The organism is Sporosarcina limicola (genome assembly GCF_014873855.1).
GTDB lineage: Bacteria > Bacillota > Bacilli > Bacillales_A > Planococcaceae > Sporosarcina > Sporosarcina limicola.
In genome coordinates, this window is record NZ_JADBEL010000017.1 from 11479 (window position 1) to 36624 (window position 25146).

20 protein-coding genes are annotated in these 25146 nt (G+C 43.1%); 7 read left to right on the forward strand and 13 right to left on the reverse strand.

Annotated features, from left to right (window positions below):
• Window positions 1–359: 359 nt before the first annotated feature.
• Window positions 360–1553 (reverse strand): GTP-binding protein, encoded by a 1194-nt coding sequence (locus H4683_RS14130; protein ID WP_192599475.1) that lies wholly within the window; start codon window positions 1551–1553, stop codon window positions 360–362.
• A gap of 188 nt (window positions 1554–1741) precedes the next feature.
• On the opposite strand from H4683_RS14130, the gene H4683_RS14135 reads away from it, so the two are divergent.
• Complete coding sequence (locus tag H4683_RS14135) at window positions 1742–3226, forward strand: DASS family sodium-coupled anion symporter (protein ID WP_275403086.1); 1485 nt, start codon at window positions 1742–1744, stop codon at window positions 3224–3226.
• A gap of 183 nt (window positions 3227–3409) precedes the next feature.
• Here the strand turns inward: H4683_RS14135 and H4683_RS14140 are convergent, their stop codons facing one another.
• Window positions 3410–5611 carry a YhgE/Pip domain-containing protein gene (locus H4683_RS14140; RefSeq protein ID WP_225942101.1) on the reverse strand — a complete coding sequence of 734 codons (2202 nt, stop codon included), beginning with the start codon at window positions 5609–5611 and terminating at the stop codon, window positions 3410–3412.
• Between the two features lie 69 nt (window positions 5612–5680).
• The gene (locus H4683_RS14145) at window positions 5681–6250 is read right to left on the reverse strand and encodes a TetR/AcrR family transcriptional regulator (RefSeq protein WP_192599476.1); all 570 of its coding nucleotides are present in this window, start codon (window positions 6248–6250) and stop codon (window positions 5681–5683) included.
• Between the two features lie 88 nt (window positions 6251–6338).
• Here H4683_RS14145 and H4683_RS14150 point away from each other — a divergent pair, with 88 nt between their 5' ends.
• A complete protein-coding gene (locus tag H4683_RS14150) occupies window positions 6339–6593 on the forward strand; it encodes a hypothetical protein (RefSeq protein WP_192599477.1) in 255 nt (84 codons plus the stop codon).
• Between the two features lie 86 nt (window positions 6594–6679).
• On the opposite strand, the gene abc-f is transcribed toward H4683_RS14150, so the two are convergent.
• The 9 genes from abc-f to H4683_RS14190 all read right to left on the reverse strand — a co-directional run bounded on the left by abc-f (window position 6680) and on the right by H4683_RS14190 (window position 19105).
• On the reverse strand, window positions 6680–8548 hold the full coding sequence (gene abc-f / locus H4683_RS14155) for a ribosomal protection-like ABC-F family protein (RefSeq protein WP_192599478.1): 1869 nt from the start codon (window positions 8546–8548) through the stop codon (window positions 6680–6682).
• A 253-nt stretch (window positions 8549–8801) separates the two neighbouring features.
• The gene (locus H4683_RS22215) at window positions 8802–8921 is read right to left on the reverse strand and encodes an RAxF-45 family protein (RefSeq protein WP_338062475.1); all 120 of its coding nucleotides are present in this window, start codon (window positions 8919–8921) and stop codon (window positions 8802–8804) included.
• Window positions 8922–9098: 177 nt separating this feature from the next.
• Complete coding sequence (locus H4683_RS14160; RefSeq protein ID WP_192599535.1) at window positions 9099–10010, reverse strand: RpnC/YadD family protein; 912 nt, start codon at window positions 10008–10010, stop codon at window positions 9099–9101.
• A gap of 295 nt (window positions 10011–10305) precedes the next feature.
• On the reverse strand, window positions 10306–12039 hold the full coding sequence (locus tag H4683_RS14165) for an ABC transporter ATP-binding protein (RefSeq protein ID WP_192599479.1): 1734 nt from the start codon (window positions 12037–12039) through the stop codon (window positions 10306–10308).
• Between the two features lie 431 nt (window positions 12040–12470).
• A complete protein-coding gene (locus H4683_RS14170) occupies window positions 12471–13169 on the reverse strand; it encodes an AIM24 family protein (protein ID WP_192599480.1) in 699 nt (232 codons plus the stop codon).
• Between the two features lie 200 nt (window positions 13170–13369).
• The gene (locus H4683_RS14175) at window positions 13370–14560 is read right to left on the reverse strand and encodes an acyl-CoA dehydrogenase family protein (protein ID WP_192599481.1); all 1191 of its coding nucleotides are present in this window, start codon (window positions 14558–14560) and stop codon (window positions 13370–13372) included.
• A 213-nt stretch (window positions 14561–14773) separates the two neighbouring features.
• Entirely contained in the window at window positions 14774–15943 is a 1170-nt protein-coding gene (locus H4683_RS14180) for a saccharopine dehydrogenase family protein (protein ID WP_192599482.1), read from the reverse strand.
• A 21-nt stretch (window positions 15944–15964) separates the two neighbouring features.
• On the reverse strand, window positions 15965–17440 hold the full coding sequence (locus tag H4683_RS14185; protein WP_192599483.1) for an aldehyde dehydrogenase family protein: 1476 nt from the start codon (window positions 17438–17440) through the stop codon (window positions 15965–15967).
• Between the two features lie 171 nt (window positions 17441–17611).
• On the reverse strand, window positions 17612–19105 hold the full coding sequence (locus H4683_RS14190; protein WP_192599484.1) for a DHA2 family efflux MFS transporter permease subunit: 1494 nt from the start codon (window positions 19103–19105) through the stop codon (window positions 17612–17614).
• 217 nt (window positions 19106–19322) lie between these two features.
• Between H4683_RS14190 and H4683_RS14195 the strand changes: the two genes are divergently transcribed.
• The 4 genes from H4683_RS14195 (at window position 19323) to gltS (ending at window position 23634) form a co-directional block, all read left to right on the forward strand.
• Window positions 19323–20222, forward strand: a complete 900-nt coding sequence (locus H4683_RS14195) for a TetR/AcrR family transcriptional regulator (RefSeq protein ID WP_192599485.1) — start codon at window positions 19323–19325, stop codon at window positions 20220–20222.
• Between the two features lie 72 nt (window positions 20223–20294).
• Window positions 20295–21095, forward strand: coding sequence for a TIGR00266 family protein (locus tag H4683_RS14200; protein WP_192599486.1), 801 nt, complete (start codon window positions 20295–20297; stop codon window positions 21093–21095).
• Window positions 21096–21476: 381 nt separating this feature from the next.
• Window positions 21477–22460: a formimidoylglutamase gene (hutG, locus tag H4683_RS14205; RefSeq protein WP_192599487.1), complete on the forward strand. Its 984-nt coding sequence runs from the start codon at window positions 21477–21479 to the stop codon at window positions 22458–22460.
• Window positions 22444–23634 carry a sodium/glutamate symporter gene (gltS, locus tag H4683_RS14210; RefSeq protein ID WP_192599488.1) on the forward strand — a complete coding sequence of 397 codons (1191 nt, stop codon included), beginning with the start codon at window positions 22444–22446 and terminating at the stop codon, window positions 23632–23634. The genes hutG and gltS overlap by 17 nt, the downstream gene beginning before the upstream one ends.
• Before the next feature lie 94 nt (window positions 23635–23728).
• Here gltS and H4683_RS14215 read toward each other — a convergent pair whose 3' ends face one another.
• Window positions 23729–24157 (reverse strand): MarR family transcriptional regulator, encoded by a 429-nt coding sequence (locus H4683_RS14215; protein ID WP_192599489.1) that lies wholly within the window; start codon window positions 24155–24157, stop codon window positions 23729–23731.
• 120 nt (window positions 24158–24277) lie between these two features.
• Here H4683_RS14215 and H4683_RS14220 point away from each other — a divergent pair, with 120 nt between their 5' ends.
• Window positions 24278–24865, forward strand: coding sequence for an NAD(P)H-dependent oxidoreductase (locus tag H4683_RS14220; RefSeq protein ID WP_192599490.1), 588 nt, complete (start codon window positions 24278–24280; stop codon window positions 24863–24865).
• Window positions 24866–25146 lie beyond the last annotated feature (281 nt).

The window sequence follows — 25146 nt, forward strand, 5'->3', positions numbered from 1 at the left end:
CTAATGCTAGAAGGAATAGCTCTCTTTATTTGGGTTGATGCGAATGAAATTTAGGGGAAAGTGTCGGAGCGACTGATCACGTTGCACTAGCGACCGTTTATCCATACTAGCGACTGATCACGTTGCACAAGCGACCGTTTATCCGTACAAACGACTGATCACGTTGCACAAGCGACTGTTTACACCATACAAGCGACTGATCAGTTGCACAAGCGACTGTTTATCCATACAAACGACTGATCACGTTGCACTAGCGACCGTTTATCCATACAAGCGACTGATCACGTTGCACTAGCGACCGTTTATCCGTACTAGCGACTGTTTACACCCAGCAACCGACCAATCAACAGAATTCTACCCTATTCCGTTACGATAAATTGAGGCAATGGATCAGCATAAGTTGACCAATCTTCGCTCATTTCTTGCTCTGTCAATAAACAGCTGTCCAACGTTTCCTCAACTTCTTCTCGGTCCATCTCGAGTCCAATGAAAACAAGTTCCGTTTGGCGATCGCCATGCACATCATCCCAACGCTCCAACAATGCTGGATCTTCTGCAAAAGTGAGTTCCTGCTGCTCTTTCGGAAGTGTGGCAATCCAATCACCCGCTCCCTGAAACATGATGGAGGAACCCGCTTGCGATAATAGTCCTGACATAGTAGGACGTGTTGCCAACCAGAAAAATCCTTTAGAACGGACAATCTCTTGTGGGAATCCGGATAACCATTCATGCCATCTTTCAGGATGAAATGGGCGATTTCGTCTGTATACAAACGATGTAATACCATATTCATCTGTTTCCGGTATATGCTCTTCGTTTAATTCCTTAATCCATCCTGCTCCTTGACTCGATTTTTCGAAATCAAATAACTGACGGTTGAAAATCTTAGCTGGATCCACACAGCCAAATTCGATTGGAATAATTTCGGCTTCTGGATTCACTTTTTTCAAGAAAGCAAAGAACGGTTCTTTGTATGCTTCCTCCACAAGATCCAATTTGTTCACAAGTAAAATATCGGCGAATTCCAGTTGGTCAACCAGCAAATCTGATACATCACGGCGATCATATTCATCATCCGTTTGTTTCCGATCGAGAAGCGTTTCCCCGCTTTCATAGTCTTTCCAGAAACGGAACGCATCGACAACTGTCACCATACTGTCGAGTCTACATACTTTTGACAAATCGATTCCAACTTCTTCATCGACATATGTAAACGTTTGTGCAACAGGAATTGGTTCAGATATCCCTGTCGATTCAATGACGATATAATCGATATTTCCTGCTGCCGCCAGTTTCTCAACTTCAATCATCAAGTCTTCCCGCAATGTGCAGCAAATACAACCATTCGTCAACTCGATTAGTTTTTCTTCCGTACGCGAAAACCCATTATCCTGAATTAAAGCCGAGTCAATATTTATTTCACTCATATCATTAACGATAACCGCAATACGTAAACCATCCCGATTCGCTAATAAATGATTTAACACAGACGTCTTGCCGGCACCGAGATAACCACTCAATACAGTGACAGGAATTTGTTGAACTTCATTCATAATCGATTGTCCTCTTCTCTTAAATCGTAATGACTACGTTTTACACATTACAGCGAATGATTTAAAAAAGCAAGTGGAAAGCTAAAAAGGTATTTACTCGTAAATAATCTTTCTTGCTGTAGTTTTATAAGACCGTCATTTAGGGTATTGATGTTAGAAAGAGTATATATAGAAGAGGGTGAATTCATTTGGAAACCACAGAAACAATTACCAAACCGAAACGGAATTTGAAACCGCTTTGGATCGCACTTGCATTCATCGTTATGATTACCATTCTCTTACTGCCTAATCCAGGCGATTTACCTGTGATGGGTCAGCGCGCACTTGCTATTTTGGCATTTGCGGTCATTTTGTGGATGACGGAGGCGGTTTCCTATCCCGTCAGTGCCGCGATGATTATAGGACTCCTCGCTCTGTTACTCGGACTGGCACCGGATATGGCAAATCCAGCTGTTTTACTTGGTACAAAAGCCGCTCTCAAAATGGCGCTTGGCGGATTCTCAAATCCCGCTGTAGCCCTCGTAGCAGCTGCATTATTCCTTGCTGCTGCCATGCAGGCGACCAATCTCCATAAGCGACTCGCCTTATATATTTTATCGAAAGTAGGAGTAAAAACAGGGGCAATCGTCTTCGGAGCTATTCTTGTATCTATTGTGCTCGCATTTTTCGTACCAAGTGCAACAGCACGTGCTGGAGCAGTCGTACCGATTTTACTAGGTATGGTTGCGGCATTTGGTTTGCCGAAAAATAGCCGCCTCAGCGCACTTCTTGTTATTACCGCTGTTCAGGCTGTCACAATTTGGAACGTCGGCATCAAAACCGGAGCCGCACAAAACATGGTCGCTCTCGGGTTTATTGAAAAAGAATTCGGCGTCTCCATCGCGTGGAGTTCATGGTTCTTGTACGCCGCACCTTGGTCCATCATTATGTCAGTCGTCCTCTATTTCATCATGATTAGAATCATTAAACCAGAGACCACAGTTGTTGAAGGCGGCAAGGAATTAATCCAAAAACAATTGAAAGAACTCGGTCCATTAAAATCTTCGGAAATTCGACTCATCGTCATTTCTTTGGCACTCCTCTTCCTTTGGTCGACTGAGGAAAAATTGCATCCATTCGATACAACGACAGTCACACTTGTCGCAATCGCTATTCTACTGACACCGCGAATTGGGGTTTTCGATTGGAAAACGGTTGAAAAACTCATTCCCTGGGGCACGATTATCGTTTTCGCTGTCGGAATTGCGCTCGGTACAATCCTATTGGATACACAAGGTGCCCAGTGGCTATCCGATAAAACATTCGGTGCGATGGGGCTTGAAAACATGCCTCTTCTCGCAACAATCGCATTACTATCGGCATTCAATATTATTATCCATTTGGGATTTGCGAGTGCGACAAGTCTGTCATCGGCACTCATCCCAATTTTCATCGCACTGTCAACGACGCTCGTAACCGATGGGAATAATGTAGGATTTGTCTTAATCCAACAATTCGTTATCAGTTTCGGTTTCCTTCTTCCAGTGAGCTCACCGCAAAACATGCTTGCGTATGGAACGGGTGCCTTTACAGTGAAAGACTTCTTAAAATCCGGTGTACCGCTCACAATTATAGGTTACTTACTTATCCTCCTCTTTAGTGCCACTTACTGGAAATGGATTGGATTACTGTAAGCTTTTTCGGTCCCTTTTCGCTAAATTCGTAAAATAAGTTGGCGACAATACATTACCAAGCATTTATAAAGCGTTAGATAAAGTTAATCTTCTATCAGTGGGGGGCTTACTGCCCGTTAATGCAGGATAACTAAAAAAAGCGCCTGACAACAGTGGAACTCCATGTTGTCAGGCGCTTTTATTTTATGCTTCTGTTGTTGTTTTCGAATATCTTCTTGTGTAAAGAAGTGCAAAGTAGCCGAATGTGATGGCTAGACATGCAACGATAAATCCGATGAGGATACCGTTATTCACCCAAAGGAATGACATATCTCCCGTTGAAATCGACGCTTTAAATGCATGAACAGAATAGGTCATCGGCAATAATGTATTGAAAATCTGAAGCGGTGCCGGGATCAATTCAAGTGGGAAAGTCCCTGCACTTGTTGTCAATTGTAAAATAAGAACGAGGATCGCTACGAAACGTCCTGCATCGCCCATGATGGAAACAAACAGTTGAACCATTGCGATGAATGTGTAGCTCGTAATAATCGCCGTCAAAATGAACATCGGTGTACTAACTGTTTCCATGCCAAGTCCGTACTTGATAACAACCACCGCAATGAGTGCTTGAATCAGACCTACAACAGCGAGTACAGATACTTTACTTGCGAACCATCCAAATGCACCTGTTGGTTTTATCGCTGGTTCGACAAGTGGGAACACGATGGACAGAAGCAATGCACCTACAAATAATCCAAGTGATAGGAAGTAGGGTGCGAAGCCAGTACCATAGTTTGGTACTTCGTTGATGCCCTCTTTTTCGATATCAACAGGGGCTGCCGCCATTTCATACGTTTTCTCTGTCGGCTTCACTTCACTTGCAGTTTCATTGGCTTCTTTAAGTTTTTCTTGAAGTGTACCCGTACCTTCATTCAGCTCTACCATACCGTCAGCAAGTTTAACAGAGCCTTCCGCTAGTTCCTGTGATTTCGAAGCAAGTGTTCCAGTACCTTCTGTTAGACTACCCGTTCCTTCTGTTAATTTCGCAAGACCCGTCGCAAGATCAGCTGACCCTTTTTGTGCCGCAGTTGCCCCTTCTGATAATTTAGAAAGGCCAGTTGCGAGTTCTCCGTTACCATTAGCAAGTGCATTGGCACCGCCAACTAGTTGTGAAGAAGAATCGTTCAATTTATTCAAGCCAGCAAGTGCTTGTGCATGGGCGCCTGTAAGTTGATCAGCAGAACCATTCAATTGAGAAGTCCCATCTTTGAGTGCTGATGTACCTGCGGAAAGTTCATGCAACCCACCCGATACTTGCGCACTTCCTTGTTTCAATTCTCCGAGTGCGGCGTTCAATCCAGCTTGTTGTTCTGCTGGTAGTGAAGCGATGATTGGAGCCAGTTTTTCTGAAAGTCCGTTGATGCCTGTGTTTAGATTTTTGGATCCTTCAGCGAGTTGACTTGTCGCTCCGTTCAACGAAGCAGTTTTTTCATTTAGCGTTCCGACTGCCGCACCGAATTCTTTTTCTTTCTGTCCGATTTGTCCATAGCTTGTTGTAAGCTGGCCAACACCTTCTGTATATTGTGTGAGACCCGATTTCAAGTCATTGGCGCCAGTGGAAGCTTTTTCTGCGCCATTATAAAGCGCTGCTACACCTGTTGTTAGGGTTCCAAGTCCTTTATTAAGATCAGTAGCACCTTTAGCTGCATCATTTGCACCTTTTGCAAGTTTGCCAGAACCGTCAGCGAGTGTAATTGTGCTTGAGGCCAATTGTGCAAGATAACCTTTTAAATCATTAGCGCCGTTAGATAGGTCAGTGGCACCATCATGTAATTCTCCTGCACCATCTGCTGCTTCTCCGAATCCGTCACCCATTTCAGTAATGGAGTCGAAAAGTTTTTCAGCGTATGTGGCGGAAACTTTCTCATTCACTTCTGCCCGAATTCGATCCATAGCTGTTTCACCGATTTGTGCGGAGAGGAAGTTGAACCCTTCGTTCGGTTTGTAGACGATTGTCAGCTTCTCCGGTTGATTATCGAGAAGTGTCGTCGCATGTTCAGAGAAGTTTTCTGGAATTTCGATGACAACATAATAATCTTGGTTTTTCAGGCCTTCTTTCGCATCCGATTTAGATACTTCCTTGAAATCGAACTGCTTGCTGTCAATCAGTTTATCGGTCAGCTCCCGTCCGAGCGCAAGCTGTTTATCATCCATTTCCGCACCTTCGTCATTATTAACGATTGCAACGGGCAGATCCGACATGTTAGCGTATGGATTCCAGAATGCCCAAAGGAACATTCCTGCGTACAATACCGGAATGAACAGGATAGCAAGCATTGGTACAATCATTTTTCGGGTCCGTAGTAGTTGTTTCCACTCCGCCCATGTCATTGATTTTTTCATTTATTTAATTCCTCCTGAACTGATTGACCATTAATGTCGAATGGTCATATTAGAATAAAAAAAGAAGTCTCATAGTAAGAGACTATTAAAAACTGTCCCGCTCAACAACTCAACAATGCGCTTTTCTGTAAGTTCGGCATCATGGGTCTTACCCCAATCCACAACGAGCGCGAGATAGGCTTTAAATAATAGATATGCGATAAGTTCAGTGTCGCATTGTTTCAGCTCACCTTTTCTAATCGCCTTCTCAATTTTCTCTCTAATGTAAGAAACGATTTCTTTTTCAATCGCTTCCAACACTTCGCTTACAGCGGGTGTACGGATTTCTCTCTCTTCATCAACAAGTTTCGCATATAATTGATGTGTTTCACGGAATTTCAACATCTGCATCAATCGCGCATGCGCATTTTTTTCAAATGAAGCCCCTTCGACAGCTGCCGCATCCGCTTCAGTACGCATTTCGTTGATCATCTTCACGACGACAGCATTGAAAAGCTCTTCCTTATTGGCAAAAAACGTATAAATCGTCCCTTTGCCAACGTTTGCAATTTTTGCAACTTGATCCATTGTCGTCGCTTTGTAGCCGAACAACGAAAATGATTTTGCAGCCGCCTCCAAAATTTCCTGCCTGCGATCCATTTCTCCACCTCACTTTGAATGGAATTTCCGATTGACCAAAATACATTTACGGTCATCTAGTCATTATATTACACCGGGTGATTAAAGATTGCAAGTGTTTTATTCGAGAGAAATGATTTTATTGTACTTGGCGCGGCTAGTCGTACTTGTTGGCGGGGTTATCACCGCCTTGACGCACTTTATCACCGCCTTGGCGCACTTTATCACCGCCTTGGCACACTTTATCACCGCCTTGGCTCACTTTATCACCGCCTTTGGCACACTTTATCACCACCTTGGCGCACTTTATCACCGCCTTGGCGCACTTTATCATGCTCCCGGTTGTGAATTATCCTCAGTTTGATACTTCACCGAACGAATGAGTTTTAATTAAACCCAAAAAAGCCCGCAAAAGGATTGCTCCCTCTCCAGGCTTCATTGCTCAATCATCTATTCAGTTTCATCCATCCACAATTCATAATAAGAATCCAATTTCTCTTTTAAATCCTTAACTTCCTTTATAAGCGAATCATACTTCTCCCAATTCGGTTCAGCCTTAGACTCATTTTCCAATGCGGTGATGTCGAGTTCAAGCTTCGCGATTTCTTCTTCCACGTTTACTGTTACAACTTTGCCCACTTTTACAGGCTTCGGTTTCTTAACAGTAGGCTCAATCACTTCAATTTCCCTACGACTTTGAAGTTCCTGCCACTTCTCACGCGCCCAATTGTACGGCCCTTCGAACGTCATGATTTCCCCATTTTCTAACCATGCCGTCCGAGGGAATAATTTATTCAAAAAGTAACGGTCATGTGACACTGCCATGATTGTACCTGTAAAGTCTTCCAATGCTTCCTCAAGCACTTCACGTGAGTCGATATCCAAATGGTTTGTCGGTTCATCAAGCACAAGAAAATTAATATCTTGGTGCATAAGTTGAACTAGGCGCAGTCGCATACGCTCGCCGCCGCTCAAGTCTGCAATACGTTTGAACACATCAGGTCCGTAAAACATGAATTTCGCCAATATATGCCGCGCATCACCTTCTGCGACACTGACCCCGTCCCGGAACACGTCAATTAGGCGGGCTTTCGGATTGATGATTTCAAAATGCTGCGATAAAAACCCTACCTTCACGTTACTCCCTAACTTGCTCAGTCCACGGTCAACCGGAAGTTCACCCAACAGTATCTTCAATAGGGTCGATTTCCCACTTCCATTTCGACCCACAATCGCCGTCCGATCCTTCCAATACACATGGAGGTTCGCACCCTTTAACAGTTCCTGCTCTCCAAACGCCTTCGATACATTTTCCATCACGACAACTTCTTTGCCGCTCCGAGGTGCAGCTTCAAAAGACAATGACATCTTCTTTGGATCGATGAGCGGCTTCCTAACCTTCTCCATCCGTTCGAGTGCCCGCTCCATATTCCGCGCTTGTCGGTGCAACCCTGCATTCGGTGGATTTGCTTCATTCGCCCACAGTCTGAGTCGCTTAATGGATTCCTTCATTTTCTTAATTTTCTTCTGCTGTTCTTCGAAATCTTGGAACTCCCGCATGAGCCGCTCTTCTTTTTCTTTAATGAAGGAAGAATAATTTCCATGATAAAGATGGAGTTCTCCCTCTTCCAAATCCGCAATCTTCATCACGACACAATCTAGGAAATAGCGGTCATGCGAAACGATTACGATCGTTCCTGGATAATCTTTTAGATAGTCCTCAAGCCATTCCACTGCAAATAAATCGAGGTGATTCGTCGGTTCATCCAATAACAGCAAATCCGGTTTGGTCAATAAAAGCTTGCCTAGCATAATCTTCGTCTGTTCTCCGCCACTCAATTTCTCGAAGGATCTTCCAACAAACGATTTTAATTGAAGCCCGTTAATGACCTTCTCAACTTCCGAATCCATGACATATCCATCACGCTGAGCGAACTTTTCCTGTAGATCCCCGTATATATAAAGCAACTTTTCCATTTCACCATTTTCGGTATTGGCCAACATGGTTTCCAACTCGGACATTTTTTCCTGCATTTCCTTCAGCTCTTGAAAAGCACTGTAGAGTATATCGTGACCAGTCGTCTCTTTACCGAATGAAGGGATTTGCGCCAGATACCCTATTTTCGTCCCCTTTTTATAATGAATAAATCCGTTATCCGGTTGTTCGATTCCAGAAACCAGCTTGAATAATGTGGTTTTCCCGCTCCCATTCCGCCCCACAACGCCTAATTTGTCTCCCGTTTTGATTTCCAATGAAAGTTCTTCAAATATTATATTTCCACCGAGCATTTTGCTTATATTTTGAATTGTACAGATCATAGTTTTCCGCTTCCTTTCGTCCTGTTCACACAGCTGGAAGCAACAAAAGCGTAAGGCGCCGACTAGACGCGACGGGTACAGACGATTTGCGAGGAGGCGTACTTAAGCCACCACAGCAAATTGACAAGGAGGGATGAAGTTCAATCCCTCCCATGGGACCCAAGCGGCTGGATGTCAACAAAAAAAGACCGCAATTAAGCGATCTTCTCCTTAGATATTTTCGTAAGGAATGAAGTGCCAAACAGCTGTGTGATTACTGAATTTGTCTGAAATAGGACAGATTTATCCCGTTGAGCACAATTTCATGAGTAATTGCACATGAAGTAGCTAAATATTCCAATAGACTTTCACGTGCATACACAGTGTCTAACATTCATTCCTCACCTCCGAGTAGTAATAGTAAGAATAGTGTAGCATGTATTGGCTCTATCGGCAACTATTTTTTAAGATAGTATCATTTGCGTCAATGTACTATAAGGTAGCGAATGAAATGGAGGGGATTTTATTTTGAAAAACAGTAAACGAATTAACAAAATCATTATCAACCTCACTAGTTCATTTTTCTTAACTTCTCAATCGCTTCTTTATCCAAATGAGTTACTTTAGCAATAATGTCAATTGATAAACCTTCTTTTAACATCTCAAGAACAACTTCTATTTTACCTTTTTCTATTCCTTTTTCTATTCCTTTTTCTATTCCTTTCCGAATACCTCTTTCCTCCCAAGAATTCGGCAGCCTTGTGAACTCTTCTGCATTTTCCAATTGGCTAATTTCTCGCATGAGCTCTTGCTCCTCCTTTTCATCGAGCTTCAAGTATTGTTCAAAAAAGTCATTGATGAATCTTGCGCGGGCCGGGTTGAGTTCCATCTTAAGCATCATGCGCAAAAACTCCATTTTCACCTGCACTTTTTCCTCTTCACGGTAACCCATTTTACCCAACAATGCCGCCGCTACTGGATTATCTGACTGCAAATAGTCTCGCCAATTCATTTTCTTCAATTCTAACATTAAAAAGTTGAATGTTAATACATGAAAGAAAGGAAACTCGATGATAAACTGATTGTGTTCTGTATGTTTATCCTCATAACTAAAGACAGCAATTGGTAAGATCGGCTTTCTGTACTTATTGTAAAGCAGACTGAAATAATTATACATTCGCTGGTGAAAGTCTTTTTGGTAAGAACTTTGCGGCTCTATATGAATAATAATTAGTGTGTCTTTCCCTTTCAACTTCGCCTCAATCACAATATCCACCCGCCGGTTTTCACCGATGATTAAATCCGTGAACAGTTCTTCAGACAATGGTTTAATCGACATGAAGTCAATGCCTTCATGTACATCTGGGAAAAAAGCTTCTAGAAAATCAACAAAAAAGTTGTTGATAAGTTCTTTGAAAAGTTGATCATGTTTTATATACTTTTTCTTTTCTTCTCGAATCACCGTCGCCGTGTTATAAGGCATAGAAGATTCCTTCACACACGCGATTACAGCCATCTATACACATCCTTTCTCAATTAGTGATGTATTAGCCAAGGTGTAATTCTCTATATGGTGAAGTATAACAAAAAGTCTGACAAAGAACAAGTATTCTGTTTTGATTCTAAAAAGGTCTGATTAGATGAAAAAAAAAATGCCTAATCGCAATGATTTGGCACTCTTTTTAAGGAGAGTTCTGCAGATAGAGAAAAGAATGATAAATAACCCACAGTATATGAAAAGACATCGTACTGTGGGTTATTTAGTATGGAGTACACCCCTAAGCCAATTGTTGCTCGGCAAATTCACGATACAACGCATGGGATTGTGTCAATTCCTGATGGGTTCCACTGCCTGTCACTTGCCCATTCTCGATGAAAATAATTTTATCCGCATCGACAATTGTTGATAATCTGTGTGCAATGACAAACGTTGTGCGTCCTTCCATTAATCGTGTCAGTGCATCTTGTACGACACCTTCCGATTGGCTATCTAAACTGGCCGTTGCTTCGTCCATCATTAATATCTTGGGATCTCGTAAAAAAGCCCGTGCGATGGCGATACGCTGTCTTTGACCACCTGATAGTTTCACACCACGCTCACCAACTTCGGTGTCCAACCCTTTTGAAAATGTTTTAATGAATTCATCGGCATAGGCCATTTCAGCGACTTCCCAAAGCTGTTCGTCCGAAATGTTTTCACCATCTATTAAACCGTAGCATAGGTTCTCCCGAATCGTCCCGGCCATCATGGCACTTTCTTGTGACACGTAACCGATTTGACTGCGCCAAGACGCCATCGACAGCTCCATTATAGGGGTATCACCGATTCGAATTTCACCGGCAGTCGGCTCATAAAATCGTTCCAACAAACCAAACATCGTCGTTTTCCCTCCGCCACTCGGACCAGCAAATGCAATCATTTCACCAGGCTGGGCTTCAAAGGACACTTTTTCAAGTACAGACTCGCCTTCTTCATACGCAAAGGATACATCCACCACACGAATCGGTTTGTTCGTAATATCTACTCCCAAGCCTTCCTGCCCCTCTTCTAGTGGCAGTTCTAGAATATCGATAATACGCTCCGTGGCACCTTTTGCTTTTTGTAGCTGAGTAAAAAACATCGCAAATGACGTAATTGGAAAAATGATTTGGAATAAATAAAGCAAGAATGCAACGAGTTCACCTGTAGACATCGTTCCATTCGCAACACGCATACCGCCATACCCAATGATCATCACAATGACAATCATGACAACCATATACATTAAAGGGGCAATCAGTGCAGTGATACGTGCTTCTTTCAAACCGAATCCGAGCAACTTCCCGATGCCAGATAACCCTTTTGCCTCTTCATTCTGTTCCGCATTCGAAGCTTTCATCAGACGGATTTCACTAAGTGTCTGTTGAATATGGCCTGTAAACACAGCAGTTTCATCTTGCAAGCCGCGCGATATTTTCGCCATTTTCGTACCAAGCGGAATCATAATCCCAACCGTAATTGGAACCGAAATTAACATGATAAGTGTCATTTTCCAATCCATGATGAGTAAAATTGTGACCGCACCAATAATTGAAATAATCCCTGTGATGAATTGCGGGAAATGATCAGAAATTAATTCCCGTACGATTCCTGTGTCATTCACAACACGACTCACCGTTTCACCGCTGGATTCCTTGTCGAAATGACTGACAGGCAAACGAATAAGTTTTCCCCACATCCGATTACGTAGATTGGCAACCACTTTCTGCCCGACATAACTGAGTAAATAGATGGACACGCCATTTATAATCGCTTGGAAAATAAACGCCGCCCCGATGCCAATCATAATTGGGACACTTAACGAGGATACTGAAAAGCCATCCACTAAATTCTTCGTTAGTAATGGGACAACCAAGCCTGCAAGCGTTGTGAGAATACTAGCCGTTAACCCGACAAATAGAGCTGTTTTCGGTATTTTAGTAGATAAAATAAGGGAGAAAAACGGCTTTAAACCGACCTTGTTCTTTTCCATTGTTGTTAACTCCAATCCGTTGAATCTTGTTTATAAATAGGTTGTTGCATAGCAAATCCCTTTCATCACTTAAGCCTTACATTCATTTTACAACAGTAACAGGGTATTTGGGAAACAGGACAAATCTGCAACCAATTATTTCCTTATAAAAATATGGCTCAACACCAACGAATGTACTTGACTTTTACAATAACGTAGAAGTTCCTCGCTACCTTCTAGTAAAATCGATTATTTGCTAGTACTTTCAACCTTGGAGGATACGGGGTACAGATTTTTTTATATTTTTTATGTCAAGTACAGACTATGGTGTTGAGCCAAAAATATAATTTTAAGTTTGAATTAAAAGTTTCTTATCCAAACTAAAAAAACCTGAAAGGAGTTCACCCTTCAGGTTTTTAATAGTTACTGCGGTATCATTCGTTTAGGTAACTTTACGAAGAACTATTCCCACTCATATAAACTTCTTCAAACGGTTGAATGATGACAAACCCTTCACCGGAAAATTCCATTTGAATAGATTCGCCGCTCCCTCTGCCAAGGAAGGTCCGAATACTAATGTCTGTCCTGAATTCAGGCGTTAAATGGCCGGACCATGCAACAGTGGCATTTGGATCTGTAATAACTGGTTCACCAGGACGGACAAGCAGCGTTAACGGCTCAAAATGAGTAGTAATCGCAACTTTTCCCGTGCCTTGCAAAGTTACGTTGAACAATCCGCCAGACATCATACCTGCCACTTTTTTCATAAGTTTAATATCCCATTTAATGCTCGGTTCAAACGCAAGAAGGTCATTGCCATTTACCGTGATTGACTCATTATTCAAGTCAAAAATAGTAATCTTCTTCCCCTGATCTGCTAAGTATAGTCGCCCATTTCCTATCGCTTTCATAAGTGAGGTACCCTCGCCCGTGAACGCCTTTTTAAACATCATGCCTACGCCGTGCTCAAGTATTTTCTCCCGTTCAAACTTAATCTGACCCGTATAGGAAATCATAGAACCCATCTTCGCCCAAACCAGATCTGTTAAATTCACTTCTAAAATCCGAGGCGTCTCTAACTCAAAATACTCATTCACCCGCTCATCTTGCTTCGTCTGTTTGATAAATTCATTAATCGAATACTTACCCATCTAAATTTCCCCTCTCACTAATTCGTGCTACCTATACATACGTGTGAATGGAAAAAAAGATTCAATTGGGCAAACGAAAAGCGTAGGGTACCCGATAGGCATCAGTCGGTCCAACGACGTGGCGGTTTTTGCCGCATAGATGGAACTCTTATGACCCGAGCGACTGGCGCACAAAGTTAGACAACATTGAAAAATTCAACTCATCCAAACGGCCAACCTGGCAGCACACTACCTACCTTTTTATCTTCCCGATAACCAAGCACATATTCCGCCTGCATAATTGTATGGATTTCACGTGTCCCTTCATAGATGACAGGCGCTTTGGAGTTACGTAAAAATCTTGCTACCGGGTATTCATCCGAATAACCATAAGCACCGTGGATTTGGAATGCGTCATCCGCCGCTTTATTGGCAAAATCACAGGCCTGCCATTTTGCGAGCGATGTTTCCCGTGTGTTACGCAGCCCTTTGTTTTTCATCTCACCTGCGCGGTAGACGAGCAATCGGCTCATCTGATAGCCCGCTTCCATATTGGCAAGCATTTGCTGGACGAGCTGATGCTTGCCGATTGACTTGCCGAATGTTTCGCGCGCATGACAATACTTCACGCTCTCTTCAAGACAACCCATGATTAAACCAACAGCCCCGGCGGCAACGGTGAATCGCCCATTGTCGAGTGCCGCCATTGCAATTTTAAACCCTTCGCCTTCTTGACCTAGCAAGTTGGCAGCCGGAACTCGCATATCTTCAAAAAATAGCTCCCCAGTATTGCCTGCACGGATGCCATATTTCCCTTTGATGGCTTTCGATGAAAAACCTGGCGTCGTGCGCTCGACAATAAATGCGCTAATTCCATGATGCTTTTTCGTTTTATCAGTATAAGCAAAGACAAGGAAATGATCGGCTACATCGCACAGGGAAATCCATGTTTTCTGACCATTCAACACATAGTCATCCCCATCGCGTACGGCATTCGTCATCATCGCCGCGACATCCGACCCAGCACCCGGTTCGGTCAGTCCAAAGGCACCAATTTTCTTGCCTTTCGCCTGTGGAATCAAATACTTCTTCTTCTGTTCTTCATTCCCCCACTGCATAAGCGTCATCGAATTCAATCCGATATGTACAGACACAGCTGTCCGAAACGCCGTATCTCCTCGTTCCAACTCTTCACATAGAATCGCAAGTGAATTATAATCCATACCGCTGCCGCCATATTGTTCCGGCACACAGACGCCCATGAAACCGAGATCCGCAAGTTTTTTCCATATTGCCTGATCAAATCCGCCTTCCGCATCCCATTTCTGAATATGTGGCATGATTTCCGCATCGACAAACTGACGTACCGTTTTCCTCAGCATATTCTGTTCTTCCGTGAATCCAAAATCCATTTCCCCATCCCCTTTCCCTTAGTACGCTATTGAAATATCTTGAGTTGGCGAGTTTATCACCGCCTTGGCGCGCGTTATCACCGTCTTGGCTTGTGTTATCACCGTCTTGACTCGTGTTATCACCGCCTTGAACGAGTTTATCACCGTCTTGGCCCGTGTTATCACCGCCTTGACACTTTATGACAACCCTAGTGAGTTATTCATCATCCAAAATCATCGACCTAAAGAAACCCCATTCTCAACTGTCTCCACGATGACCACACCACGTTTTTTCATCTCTTCAATATATAACTCCCCTGGAACGATTTTCTCAGGAGGATGAACACCACGTTTCGTGATTGTTCCGTTGCCAATCATTTGTGCAACGATGGAAATTGTGTTCGCCGTCGCGCGGGCCATCGCGGTTTCATTCACCGCTGTGTCTTTTTCCGTTATGAGATCATAGTTATACGTTACCAGCATGCCGTCCTTTTCTCCGCTCACGATGACACGTAGCAACACAGCGTCTGATTTTTCACCAAGTCGAAGCTGCGGCGACAACTGCTCTCTCATGACATCGCGTACTTTTACCGTCTGACCACCAACTGTGACTTCATTGTCTCGCGATAGTAATCCAAGGTCGACGAGTAGTTGGAACTTCTCCGCATGTCCTTTATAACGGATTGTTTTATACTCGAGCGTGTTCACTTCAGGGAATGATTTCGTCAATGTCGATGTCCCACCCGATGTATGGAATGCTTCTAGCTCGCCATATTTATCGAAATAAATCATTTCGATTTCTGACAATGAAGGCACTTCCATCAGTTTTCCGTTACGAATGACGTGTGAAGTATCCGTATAATGATCAAACACCCCTTCAAGTGAAAATACGACATTGTAATTAAGCGGCGGCTCCGGCTTCACAGGAATTCCACCGACATATAATTTAATGGAATCTACCTTATCAAGTTTCCCAGCACCGTAACCCGCAAGAATATTGATCATCCCAGGAGCTACCCCTAGATCCGGAATAACCGATACCCCTTTGGCCTCCGCTTTTTCAGCAAGACTAAGCACCGCATCTGTTGCACCACCGATATGGCCGCCGAGATCGATGGAGTGGACACCCATATCCACCGCAGTCCGCGCCACTTTTTCATTGAATGTATAGAACAGCGCATTGATGACGACATCCCCTAATGCCATTACCTCACGCAATTGCTCATCGTTTCCAGCATCTAAAAGTAAAATGTCGAGTTTGTCTGTCTGTAGACTTTTCGCAAAAACTTCCGCCTGCCCGACATTCAAATCCGCCAAATACACTTTCTCGACGTCATCACTTTTCACAAGATCGCGTGCCGCCTCTTTCCCCATTAAACCTGCTCCAAGTATTACAACCCTCATATCTCCATCCCCTAACATCTATTAGTTGTCGATTTGCGCCCGTTGTAACTTACCGCTAAAGTCCACATAAATACTCTTCCATTCCGTGAAGACGTCCAATGCCGCAACACCAGAATCACGATGTCCGTTCCCCGTACCTTTCGTCCCGCCAAATGGCAGATGGATTTCCGCACCTGTCGTTCCCGCATTGACATAAACAATCCCTGTATCAAGATCACGTTGTGCCCTGAATACTTTATTAACGTCTCGTGAAAAAATCGAACTAGATAATCCGAATTTCACACTGTTGTTCACTTCAATCGCTTCATCTAAACTACTTACTTCAATCAATGACACGACCGGACCGAAGATTTCTTCTTGCGCAAGACGACTATCCCATTTCACATCCGTGAAGACAGTAGGTTCATAATAATGCCCATTCGTAAACTTGCCTTCTGTCAATACGTTGCCACCTACAAGTAACTTTGCGCCCTCCTTTTTACCAATTTCAACATAGCTATCAATTTTCTCAAGCGCCTTTTTATTGATAACCGGACCGATTTTAACCGATTCGTCCAGTCCATTACCTATGGTTAGATCTTTCATAGATTCCATAAGCTTCCGTTCAAGCTCTTCCTTTACATCTTTATGCACGATGACCCGACTACATGCCGTACAGCGTTGACCCGCCGTACCGAATGCACTCCAAAGAATGCCTTCCACTGCTAAATCTATATCTGCATCATCCATTACGATAACAGCGTTTTTTCCACCCATTTCAAGGGATACTTTCTTCAAATGACGGCCACCCGTCTCAGCAACATGACGACCTGTTTCCGTCGACCCTGTGAATGAAATAACGCGGACATCTGGGTGCTCAATCATCGCAGTCCCCACTACCGATCCGGCACCAAACACAATATTTGCAACCCCAGAAGGAAGCCCGGCCTCTTCAAAAATAAGCGCCAATTCATATGCCATCATCGGCGTTTCCGTCGCTGGTTTCCAAACGAATGTATTCCCCGCCACAATCGCCGGGAATGACTTCCACGTCGCAATCGCTATCGGGAAATTCCACGGTGTGATAAGTCCAACAACCCCAATTGGTGCGCGGACACTCATCGCGAATTTATCCTGCAACTCAGACGGTACCGTTTCTCCGAACATGCGACGACCTTCGCCTGCCATATAAAGCGCCATGTCAATCCCTTCTTGGACTTCCCCACGCGCTTCCTCGATGACTTTACCCATCTCTTTTGTTAATACTTGTGATAAATGCTCTTTCTTCTCTTTCATCAAACGTCCAATTTCATATAAAAAGTCTGCACGCTTCGGCGCGGGAACGAGAGCCCATTTCTTCTGTGCCTCTTTCGCCGCCTTCACTGCTAGACTTACATCTTCTGTTGTCGATAACCGTACTTGTGCCAATACTTCCCCATTCGCCGGATTCAAGACGGCCGTGTAGTCTGCTCCCCCAGCCTTCTGCCACGAACCTCCGATGTAGTTATTCAATTGCATTGCAACATTCCCCTTTCTTTTTTCGAAACTATTGAAAGCGCTTACAACTAACTTAATTCGACATATTCTGTGATTCTCCTTTATTTTATTTAAACCCTGAAACTTCGCGTCGGCAAATCACACCAATGCGAAGTTTCATTTCCTAAGGATTTAATTAGTGTACTTTCGAGACTATTGACCCCCTTTTTCGTTCTTTGGAGGCATAACACGTTTTACAAAGAGTGCTAAAATCAAAGCGACAACAGCAACAATCGTTGATATGAAAAATGAATAATTAATGCCATCGAGCATCGCTTGCGCTCCAAGTTGGTGCTGTAATTGCGCCAGTCCTTCCGCAGTGGAGGGTACATTACCAGAAGCTTTGGCTTCAGCAAAAAGCTCAGCTCCAGTGGACTCCATCCGTTTCGTCATAATTGTTAACAAAACAGCTGAGCCGATTGCACCCGATACTTGTTGCAACGTATTATTCATCGCCGTACCATGCGGATTCGAAATCATTGGCAATTGATTCAACCCATTCGTCATGATTGGCATCATTACCATTGAAATCCCGAACATACGAACCGTATAGATAGCCATAAGGAAATAATAGCCGGTTTCCATACCTAGTCTACTCAAATAGAATGTCGAGATCACTGTAATTGCAAGACCAGTAACAGTTAGTATCCTCGGTCCGTACTTATCAAATAATCGCCCTGTAACTGGCGACATAAGACCCATCACGATTGCACCTGGTAGCATAAGCAAGCCTGAATGGAATGGGGAAATCCCACGTATCTTCTGGACATAGAGAGGTGTGAGGATCATACCGGAAAACATCGCAATCGACAGCACAATCGATATTGCCGAAGACAAAGCGAACATCGGATGCTTGTAAATCTTGAAATCCAGCATCGGGTCATCCATGGAGAGCTGGCGCACAATGAATGCCACAAGCGCGACAATACCGACAATAATCGTTCCGTAGACAATAGGGGCGTCCCAGCCTTTATCGCCCGCCGAACTGAATCCGTAGAGAAGTCCACCAAAACCGATACTAGATAAAACGAGGGAAAACACATCCAACTTCATATCACGATTCGGTGTAATATTACGCAATTTGAAGAACGCATAAACCAGTGTCAGAATTGCGAACGGAAGAATGATTCCAAAGAGCGTCCGCCATGTATAATGTTCGATGATCCAGCCTGACAATGTCGGACCAATAGCTGGAGCAGTAATCATAACAAGTCCGAAAAGTCCCATCGCTGTTCCTCGGCGCTCAATCGGGAATGCCGTAAGCATAACGTTCATGAGCAACGGCATCATCATGGCAGATCCCGTTGCCTGAATCATTCGGGCTGCGACAAGTACACCGAATGATGGTGCCATCATAGCAAGAAGTGTTCCAAGAGTGAATAATACCATCGCCGTTAAAAACAGTCTTCTGTTTGTGAATTTCTGGATGAAGAACGCACTTGCAGGTATTAAAATACCATTAACAAGCATATAGCCTGTTGTAAGCCATTGAACGATTGACGGTTTCACACTGAACTCATCCATGATTGTCGGCAATGCGATGTTCAACAACGTATTGTTCAGTAAAGCAATGAATGCGCCAATGAACAGGATTGCAATCATTGCGTATGGTGGTTTTTCTTGCATTTTTTTAATATCTAAATTCATATCTTTTCCTCCATGCAATACTTCACGTATATAATTTGTACTCTGGGTATATCCTGTTACACATTCTATACCGACAGTCCAAAATAATCAACTACGATTACTTCCTATAAACAAAAAAATAGGTATGCATTGATATCAATAGCTTTATACTATAGAATTCAACTATACTCATAGTCCAAATCGATTCTGTAGCCAAATACGATAAAAGGTGATTATAATGAATGAACGAAAACGACAAGTCCTATTAACCGCCCAGCGTCTTTTCATAGAAAAAGGCTTTTCCACCACATCAATACAAGATATTCTGGACGAGTCTCAAATATCCAAGGGGACCTTTTACAATTATTTCACTTCAAAAAATGAGTGTCTCATAGCCATACTTGAACGCGCTCATGAGGAAGCAACAATCCGAAGAAGAGAACTCCTGATAGAACAGGACTTTACCGATAAAAATATTTTAGCGGAACAAATTTCCATTCGCATGCTTGTTAATCGCGAACATAATCTTCTTCCAATTTATGAGGCCGTTTTCTATTCAGGTGATGCCGATTTAAGAAAATTCATAAGAAAGCATCATCTCGCAGAACTTTCTTGGTTAACGGATCGATTAATTGATGTATACGGCAAGAAAGCCACTCCTTACGCACCGGATTGTGCGGTCATACTAGTGGGCATGATTCAACATTTCATCCATTTCTGCATGGCCAGTTCAAAAAAAGAATTCGATACTAGAAGTCTTGTACTTTTCGCGATGCGGCGAATTGATTCCATCATTTTCGATATGATGGAACAAAACGACACCTTACTGCGGGGGTTAGCGTTTAATTCAAATCACAAAGGCGACGATAAAAAAGAATTAAAAGAATTATCGATAACCCAACTTACAGATTTCCTCTGCCATTTGGAAGATAACTCGAAGTCAAACGGTGTTCAATATGCCAAATTTTTGTTAGATGAAATCCATTCGGAGCATCCCAGGGTTTTCATCTTAGAAACAGTCGCCCGCTCCTTCCGTGAAACCTTTAGTGGTACACGTCATGAAGCAGAAGCCCTCGAAGTCGCCTCAAACTTGTGGGGATATATTAATCTACTCGAAAAAGATGGTCATTTAATTTGAATCATTGAAACTTTCTTCATTCCTCAACGTATCATTAAGCATTAACAAAATACGCTTGATGGAGGGAATTTGATGAATAATCACGAAATTGATTACAAACTTTACGGGGACGACATGCAGTTTGTAGAAGTGGAACTTGATCCGCAAGAAACGGTCGTGGCGGAAGCTGGCGCACTTATGATGATGGAAGACGGCATTGAAATGCAGACCATTTTCGGAGACGGTTCCGGTTCATCTGGCGGCGGAGGCATCATGGGGAAATTGATGGGCGCCGGAAAGCGTATGTTAACTGGTGAAAGCCTGTTTATGACCACATTTACGAATACTGGTTCAGGAAAGAAACATGTCTCTTTCGCTTCCCCATATCCCGGGAAAATCATTCCCTTGGATCTCAGTCAATACAATGGAAAAATCATTTGTCAAAAAGATGCTTTCCTCGCCGCAGCGAAAGGGGTATCGATTGGCATTGAGTTCCAGCGTAAACTAGGCGTCGGTTTTTTCGGCGGTGAAGGATTTATCATGCAGAAACTCGAGGGAGATGGCATGACATTCGTCCATGCAGGCGGAACAATCATCGAAAAAAGGCTCCGCCCCGGTGAAATTTTACGAGTCGATACGGGATGTCTTGTCGCGATGACCCAAAACGTTAATTATGATATCGAAATGGTGAAAGGCGTGAAAACAGCGTTGTTTGGTGGAGAAGGACTGTTCTTCGCAACACTTCGCGGACCTGGTACAGTGTGGATTCAATCTCTTCCATTCTCAAGACTCGCAAGTCGCGTATTCGCAGCAGCACCTCAAACACCAGGTGGCGGTTCTCGTGACGAAGGCAGTGTCGCAGGTGGTTTGTTCAATATGTTTGGTGGGAAATAATCATTTATTGCAACACAAAAGAGTAGCCCTCTACGTAAGGAGCTACTCTTTTTGCATCAAATTACATCGCCCAACCGACCAATTACACCCCACAAGCGACCATTCTTCGAATCAAACGACCAATTACATCGCACAAGCGACTAATCTTCGAATCAACCGACCAATTACACCCCACAAGTGACCATTCTTCGAATCAACCGACCAATTACACCCCACAAGTGACCATTCTTCGAATCAACCGACCAATTACATCGCACAAGCGACTGATCTTCGAATCAAGCGACCAATCTTTCATCCAACTAATCATTTCCCATACAATTGGATTAGGTTTATTTGCGCCAGCCCTATATACTATTTAAAGCAAAGTTTTTTTCTGAAAGGATGAATATATTGTTGAAAAAGTCGAACAAAGATAATTGGTCAGGACGTATAGACCATCATGAAAATAGATCTAGTTTTCGTTATCATCAAATAGTAGATTTAGTAAATATTCATACAACAAATCCTTCGCCAAATACATGCGCCATTATCGGATTTGAATGCGAAGAAGGCGTCCGTCGAAATAACGGTCGACTTGGTGCGGCACAAGCACCAAATGCAGTGCGAAGCGAACTTGCGAAGTTGCCTTGGAAATCGCCAGAAACCACACGACTTGTTGATATCGGCAACATCCAATGCGATGGCAACGAACTCGAACAAGCTCAGCAACAACTAGGAGATGCAGTTGCAGAAACCTTAACAAAAGAAATGACACCCATTATTCTTGGTGGCGGCCATGAAACCGCTTACGGTCATTATCTCGGCGTCCGGAAATTTATTGGTGAAAAAGCATCCCTTGGAATCATTAATATAGATGCCCATTTTGACATACGTCCCTACAATGAACACTCCTCATCCGGCACGATGTTTAGACAAATACTTGAACAAGATAACAACTGTAGCTATTTTGTAGCAGGTATCCAACGTTATGGAAATACGCAAGAACTCTTTGATCGCGCTGATACGCTTGGCGTTACCTATGAATACGAAGAAAATATGCACATTGGAAATATGGACAAACTGACCCTATCACTCGAAAATTTCATTAATCGGCACGACGCTATTTTTCTTACCTTATGCACCGACGTACTGAACGCCGCCTTCGCACCAGGCGTCAGTGCCCCTTCGCCATTCGGATTAGAGCCTGCCGTTGTTCGCTCGATTATTAGAACCGTTACATCCCATAAAAAAACACTGTCGTTTGATATTTCGGAAGTAAGTCCGAGCTTGGATGAAAATAACCGTACTGTGAAACTCGGTGCTTACTTAACAAATGAAGCGATTACGACATTTTTGGGTGGAAAAATTCATGACTCTAGTTCTTGATCAAATCACCACAGTTTTTCTTGCTGTTGCATTATTAACGCTCGGGATGGTCCTAGTAAAAAAGGTTGGTTTCCTACAAAAATTCTGCATCCCAGCCCCCGTCGTCGGCGGATTGCTATTTGCAGCGTTAGCAACCGTCCTTAAATCACTTGGTTGGGTAGAATTCTTACTCGATACATCCCTACAAAGTTTATTTATGATCACATTCTTTACAACAATCGGTTTAGGCGCAAGCTTTAAACTCATCAAACTTGGCGGAAAACTTCTCGTCATATACTGGCTTGCATGCGGTTTTTTAGCACTCATACAAAATACAATCGGCGTATCCATGGCTTATTTATTCGACTTGCATCCACTCATCGGGATGATGGCCGGTGCCGTATCGATGGAGGGTGGGCATGGGGGCGCGACCGCATTCGGAGAAACAATTGAGGGCCTTGGCATCAATTCGGCCCTCTCAATCGGCGTTGCAGCCGCTACATTCGGCCTTGTCGCTGGCGGTCTCATTGGCGGCCCTACTGTCAAATATTTAATCACAAAACACAATCTTAAACCAACAGATATAGATGATGGAATTGGTAGCCCTGTTGGCGAGACTGAAAAACAGATTCAAACAGACTCGTTCTTCACACAAATTCTTCTGATCACATTCTGTATGGCACTTGGAACATACCTAGGCGGACTATTCTCTAGCGCAACCGGCTTTGTTCTCCCAGGCTACGTCGGCGCGATGTTCGTTGCTGTCATCGTTCGAAATATCGTCGATAAAATCAACCCAAACACAATCGATATGAAAAGTATCGGCTTAATCAGCGACGTTTCACTAGGCGTTTTCCTGTCGATGGCACTCATGAGCATCAAACTATGGGAAATTGTCGATTTGGCTCTCCCGCTACTGGCCATCGTCTTTGTTCAAGTTATTTTCATCGTGCTATTCGGTGTTTTCGTCTTGTTCCGTCTACTGGGGAAAAACTACGACGCAGCAATCATGGTCGCTGGATTCACCGGACACGGCCTCGGCGCTACACCCAACGCAATGGCTAACATGGCGGCTGTCACTGAAAGATACGGCCCTTCACGTCAAGCATTCCTAATTGTCCCGATTGTCGGTGCCTTCCTCATCGACGTATTTTCAATTCCAATCATTATCGCAACGATAAATTTATTCAAATAATATTATTATTACGCTTTTCCAAATATAAATACGGCATACTCCCTCAAAATTAGGAGTATGCCGTATTTATATTCAACTACTTATAATTAACAGGCTAGTAAAACACCTTCGTTTGAAGGATATCTAAAGCACAGTCAATAGCCTCTAAATCCTCTTTCGAAACACCCTCTAATCGATGTAAAAGTTGCGTCTCTATACATCCAAACGCTTCGTTCATCATGACCTCTCCATCTTTAGAAAGTCGAATAGATTGCTTTCGCCGATCAACTGTATCTTCTTGTTTTGCAATCAAATCTTTATCACTTAACTTTTTAAGCTCACGGCTCGTATTTGGCATAGACATCTGCTGACAATCACTGATTTCACTTAGAGTAACCGGCTGGCTAACCGCGATATATTCAAGAATATTATACTGAACTGGCGTAACGGTATCTGACTTGGCGTTCTTTGTTATATCATGTGTCACACGATGAACAGAAGCTGAAAACAGTACAAATTTATTAAATAAATCTTTCATGTCCACACTATCACCTCTTCTTACCAAGATACCAAATTGATTGTCGTAAAACAATTATCATTTGACAATATAAATAAATAGATGTTAGTATTTAATTATCAAATGATAAGTAAAAGAGGTAGACATATGAAAACACTAATTATCTATACACATCCTAATCATAAAAGTTTAAGTTATTCATTTCTGCAAAAAATCATCAACGGAAGTAGCGAGAATCCTTCTATAAAGGAGGTGCAGGTAGTAGATTTATATAAAGAGGAATTTAACCCAATCCTTGTATTCAATGAATCAAAACGAAGACGCGATATGCATCGTGACCCCACCCTCGAAAAATATAGAAAACAAATTAACTGGGCAGATAAGATTGTCTTTGTCTATCCAATCTGGTGGGGAAGGCCTCCCGCAATGCTCATGGGCTACATCGATCAATTATTTGCTGCCAATTTTGCCTACAGGGATAAGAAGGGACTTCTACCGGAAGGACTTTTGAAAGGAAAGTCAGTTGTATGTGTGTCAACTATGAAGGGTCCTACAAACTATCCACTTCTCTGGTTGAATAATGCGCATAAAACACTAATGAAAAGAGCATTATTTAACTTTGTAGGAATCAAAAAAGTAAAGTTTTTCGAATTCGGTAATATGGAAAGCCCAAAAGGAAAACAAGCGGAAAAGTTAGATGCTGTTTTCCGCTACTTCAAAAAGATAGACCGTTGAGAAGCTAGTGGGATTGGTCGCTTGAGCGAAAGATCAGTCGCTTCGCTAGTGGGATTGGTCACTTGCGCGAAAGATCAGTCGCTTCGCTAGTGGGATTGGTCACTTGCGCGAAAGATCAGTCGCTTCGCTAGTGGGATTGGTCGCTTGCGCGAAAGATCAGTCGCTTCGCTAGTGGGATTGGTCGCTTGCGCGAAAGATCAGTCGCTTCGCTAGTGGGATTGGTCGCTTGCGCGAAAGATCAGTCGCTTCGCTAGTGGGATTGGTCGCTTGCGCGAAAGATA

What these genes read in the sequence shown, in the direction of transcription:
- H4683_RS14130 (WP_192599475.1), bottom strand. Translation starts at nt 1,553, where the DNA reads ATGAATGAAGTTCAACAAATTCCTGTCACTGTATTGAGTGGTTATCTC.
- H4683_RS14140 (WP_225942101.1), bottom strand. Translation starts at nt 5,611, where the DNA reads ATGAAAAAATCAATGACATGGGCGGAGTGGAAACAACTACTACGGACC.
- H4683_RS14145 (WP_192599476.1), bottom strand. Translation starts at nt 6,250, where the DNA reads ATGGATCGCAGGCAGGAAATTTTGGAGGCGGCTGCAAAATCATTTTCG.
- abc-f (WP_192599478.1), bottom strand. Translation starts at nt 8,548, where the DNA reads ATGATCTGTACAATTCAAAATATAAGCAAAATGCTCGGTGGAAATATA.
- H4683_RS22215 (WP_338062475.1), bottom strand. Translation starts at nt 8,921, where the DNA reads ATGTTAGACACTGTGTATGCACGTGAAAGTCTATTGGAATATTTAGCT.
- H4683_RS14160 (WP_192599535.1), bottom strand. Translation starts at nt 10,010, where the DNA reads ATGCCTTATAACACGGCGACGGTGATTCGAGAAGAAAAGAAAAAGTAT.
- H4683_RS14165 (WP_192599479.1), bottom strand. Translation starts at nt 12,039, where the DNA reads ATGGAAAAGAACAAGGTCGGTTTAAAGCCGTTTTTCTCCCTTATTTTA.
- H4683_RS14170 (WP_192599480.1), bottom strand. Translation starts at nt 13,169, where the DNA reads ATGGGTAAGTATTCGATTAATGAATTTATCAAACAGACGAAGCAAGAT.
- H4683_RS14175 (WP_192599481.1), bottom strand. Translation starts at nt 14,560, where the DNA reads ATGGATTTTGGATTCACGGAAGAACAGAATATGCTGAGGAAAACGGTA.
- H4683_RS14180 (WP_192599482.1), bottom strand. Translation starts at nt 15,943, where the DNA reads ATGAGGGTTGTAATACTTGGAGCAGGTTTAATGGGGAAAGAGGCGGCA.
- H4683_RS14185 (WP_192599483.1), bottom strand. Translation starts at nt 17,440, where the DNA reads ATGCAATTGAATAACTACATCGGAGGTTCGTGGCAGAAGGCTGGGGGA.
- H4683_RS14190 (WP_192599484.1), bottom strand. Translation starts at nt 19,105, where the DNA reads ATGAATTTAGATATTAAAAAAATGCAAGAAAAACCACCATACGCAATG.
- H4683_RS14195 (WP_192599485.1), top strand. Translation starts at nt 19,323, where the DNA reads ATGAATGAACGAAAACGACAAGTCCTATTAACCGCCCAGCGTCTTTTC.
- H4683_RS14200 (WP_192599486.1), top strand. Translation starts at nt 20,295, where the DNA reads ATGAATAATCACGAAATTGATTACAAACTTTACGGGGACGACATGCAG.
- hutG (WP_192599487.1), top strand. Translation starts at nt 21,477, where the DNA reads ATGAATATATTGTTGAAAAAGTCGAACAAAGATAATTGGTCAGGACGT.
- gltS (WP_192599488.1), top strand. Translation starts at nt 22,444, where the DNA reads ATGACTCTAGTTCTTGATCAAATCACCACAGTTTTTCTTGCTGTTGCA.
- H4683_RS14220 (WP_192599490.1), top strand. Translation starts at nt 24,278, where the DNA reads ATGAAAACACTAATTATCTATACACATCCTAATCATAAAAGTTTAAGT.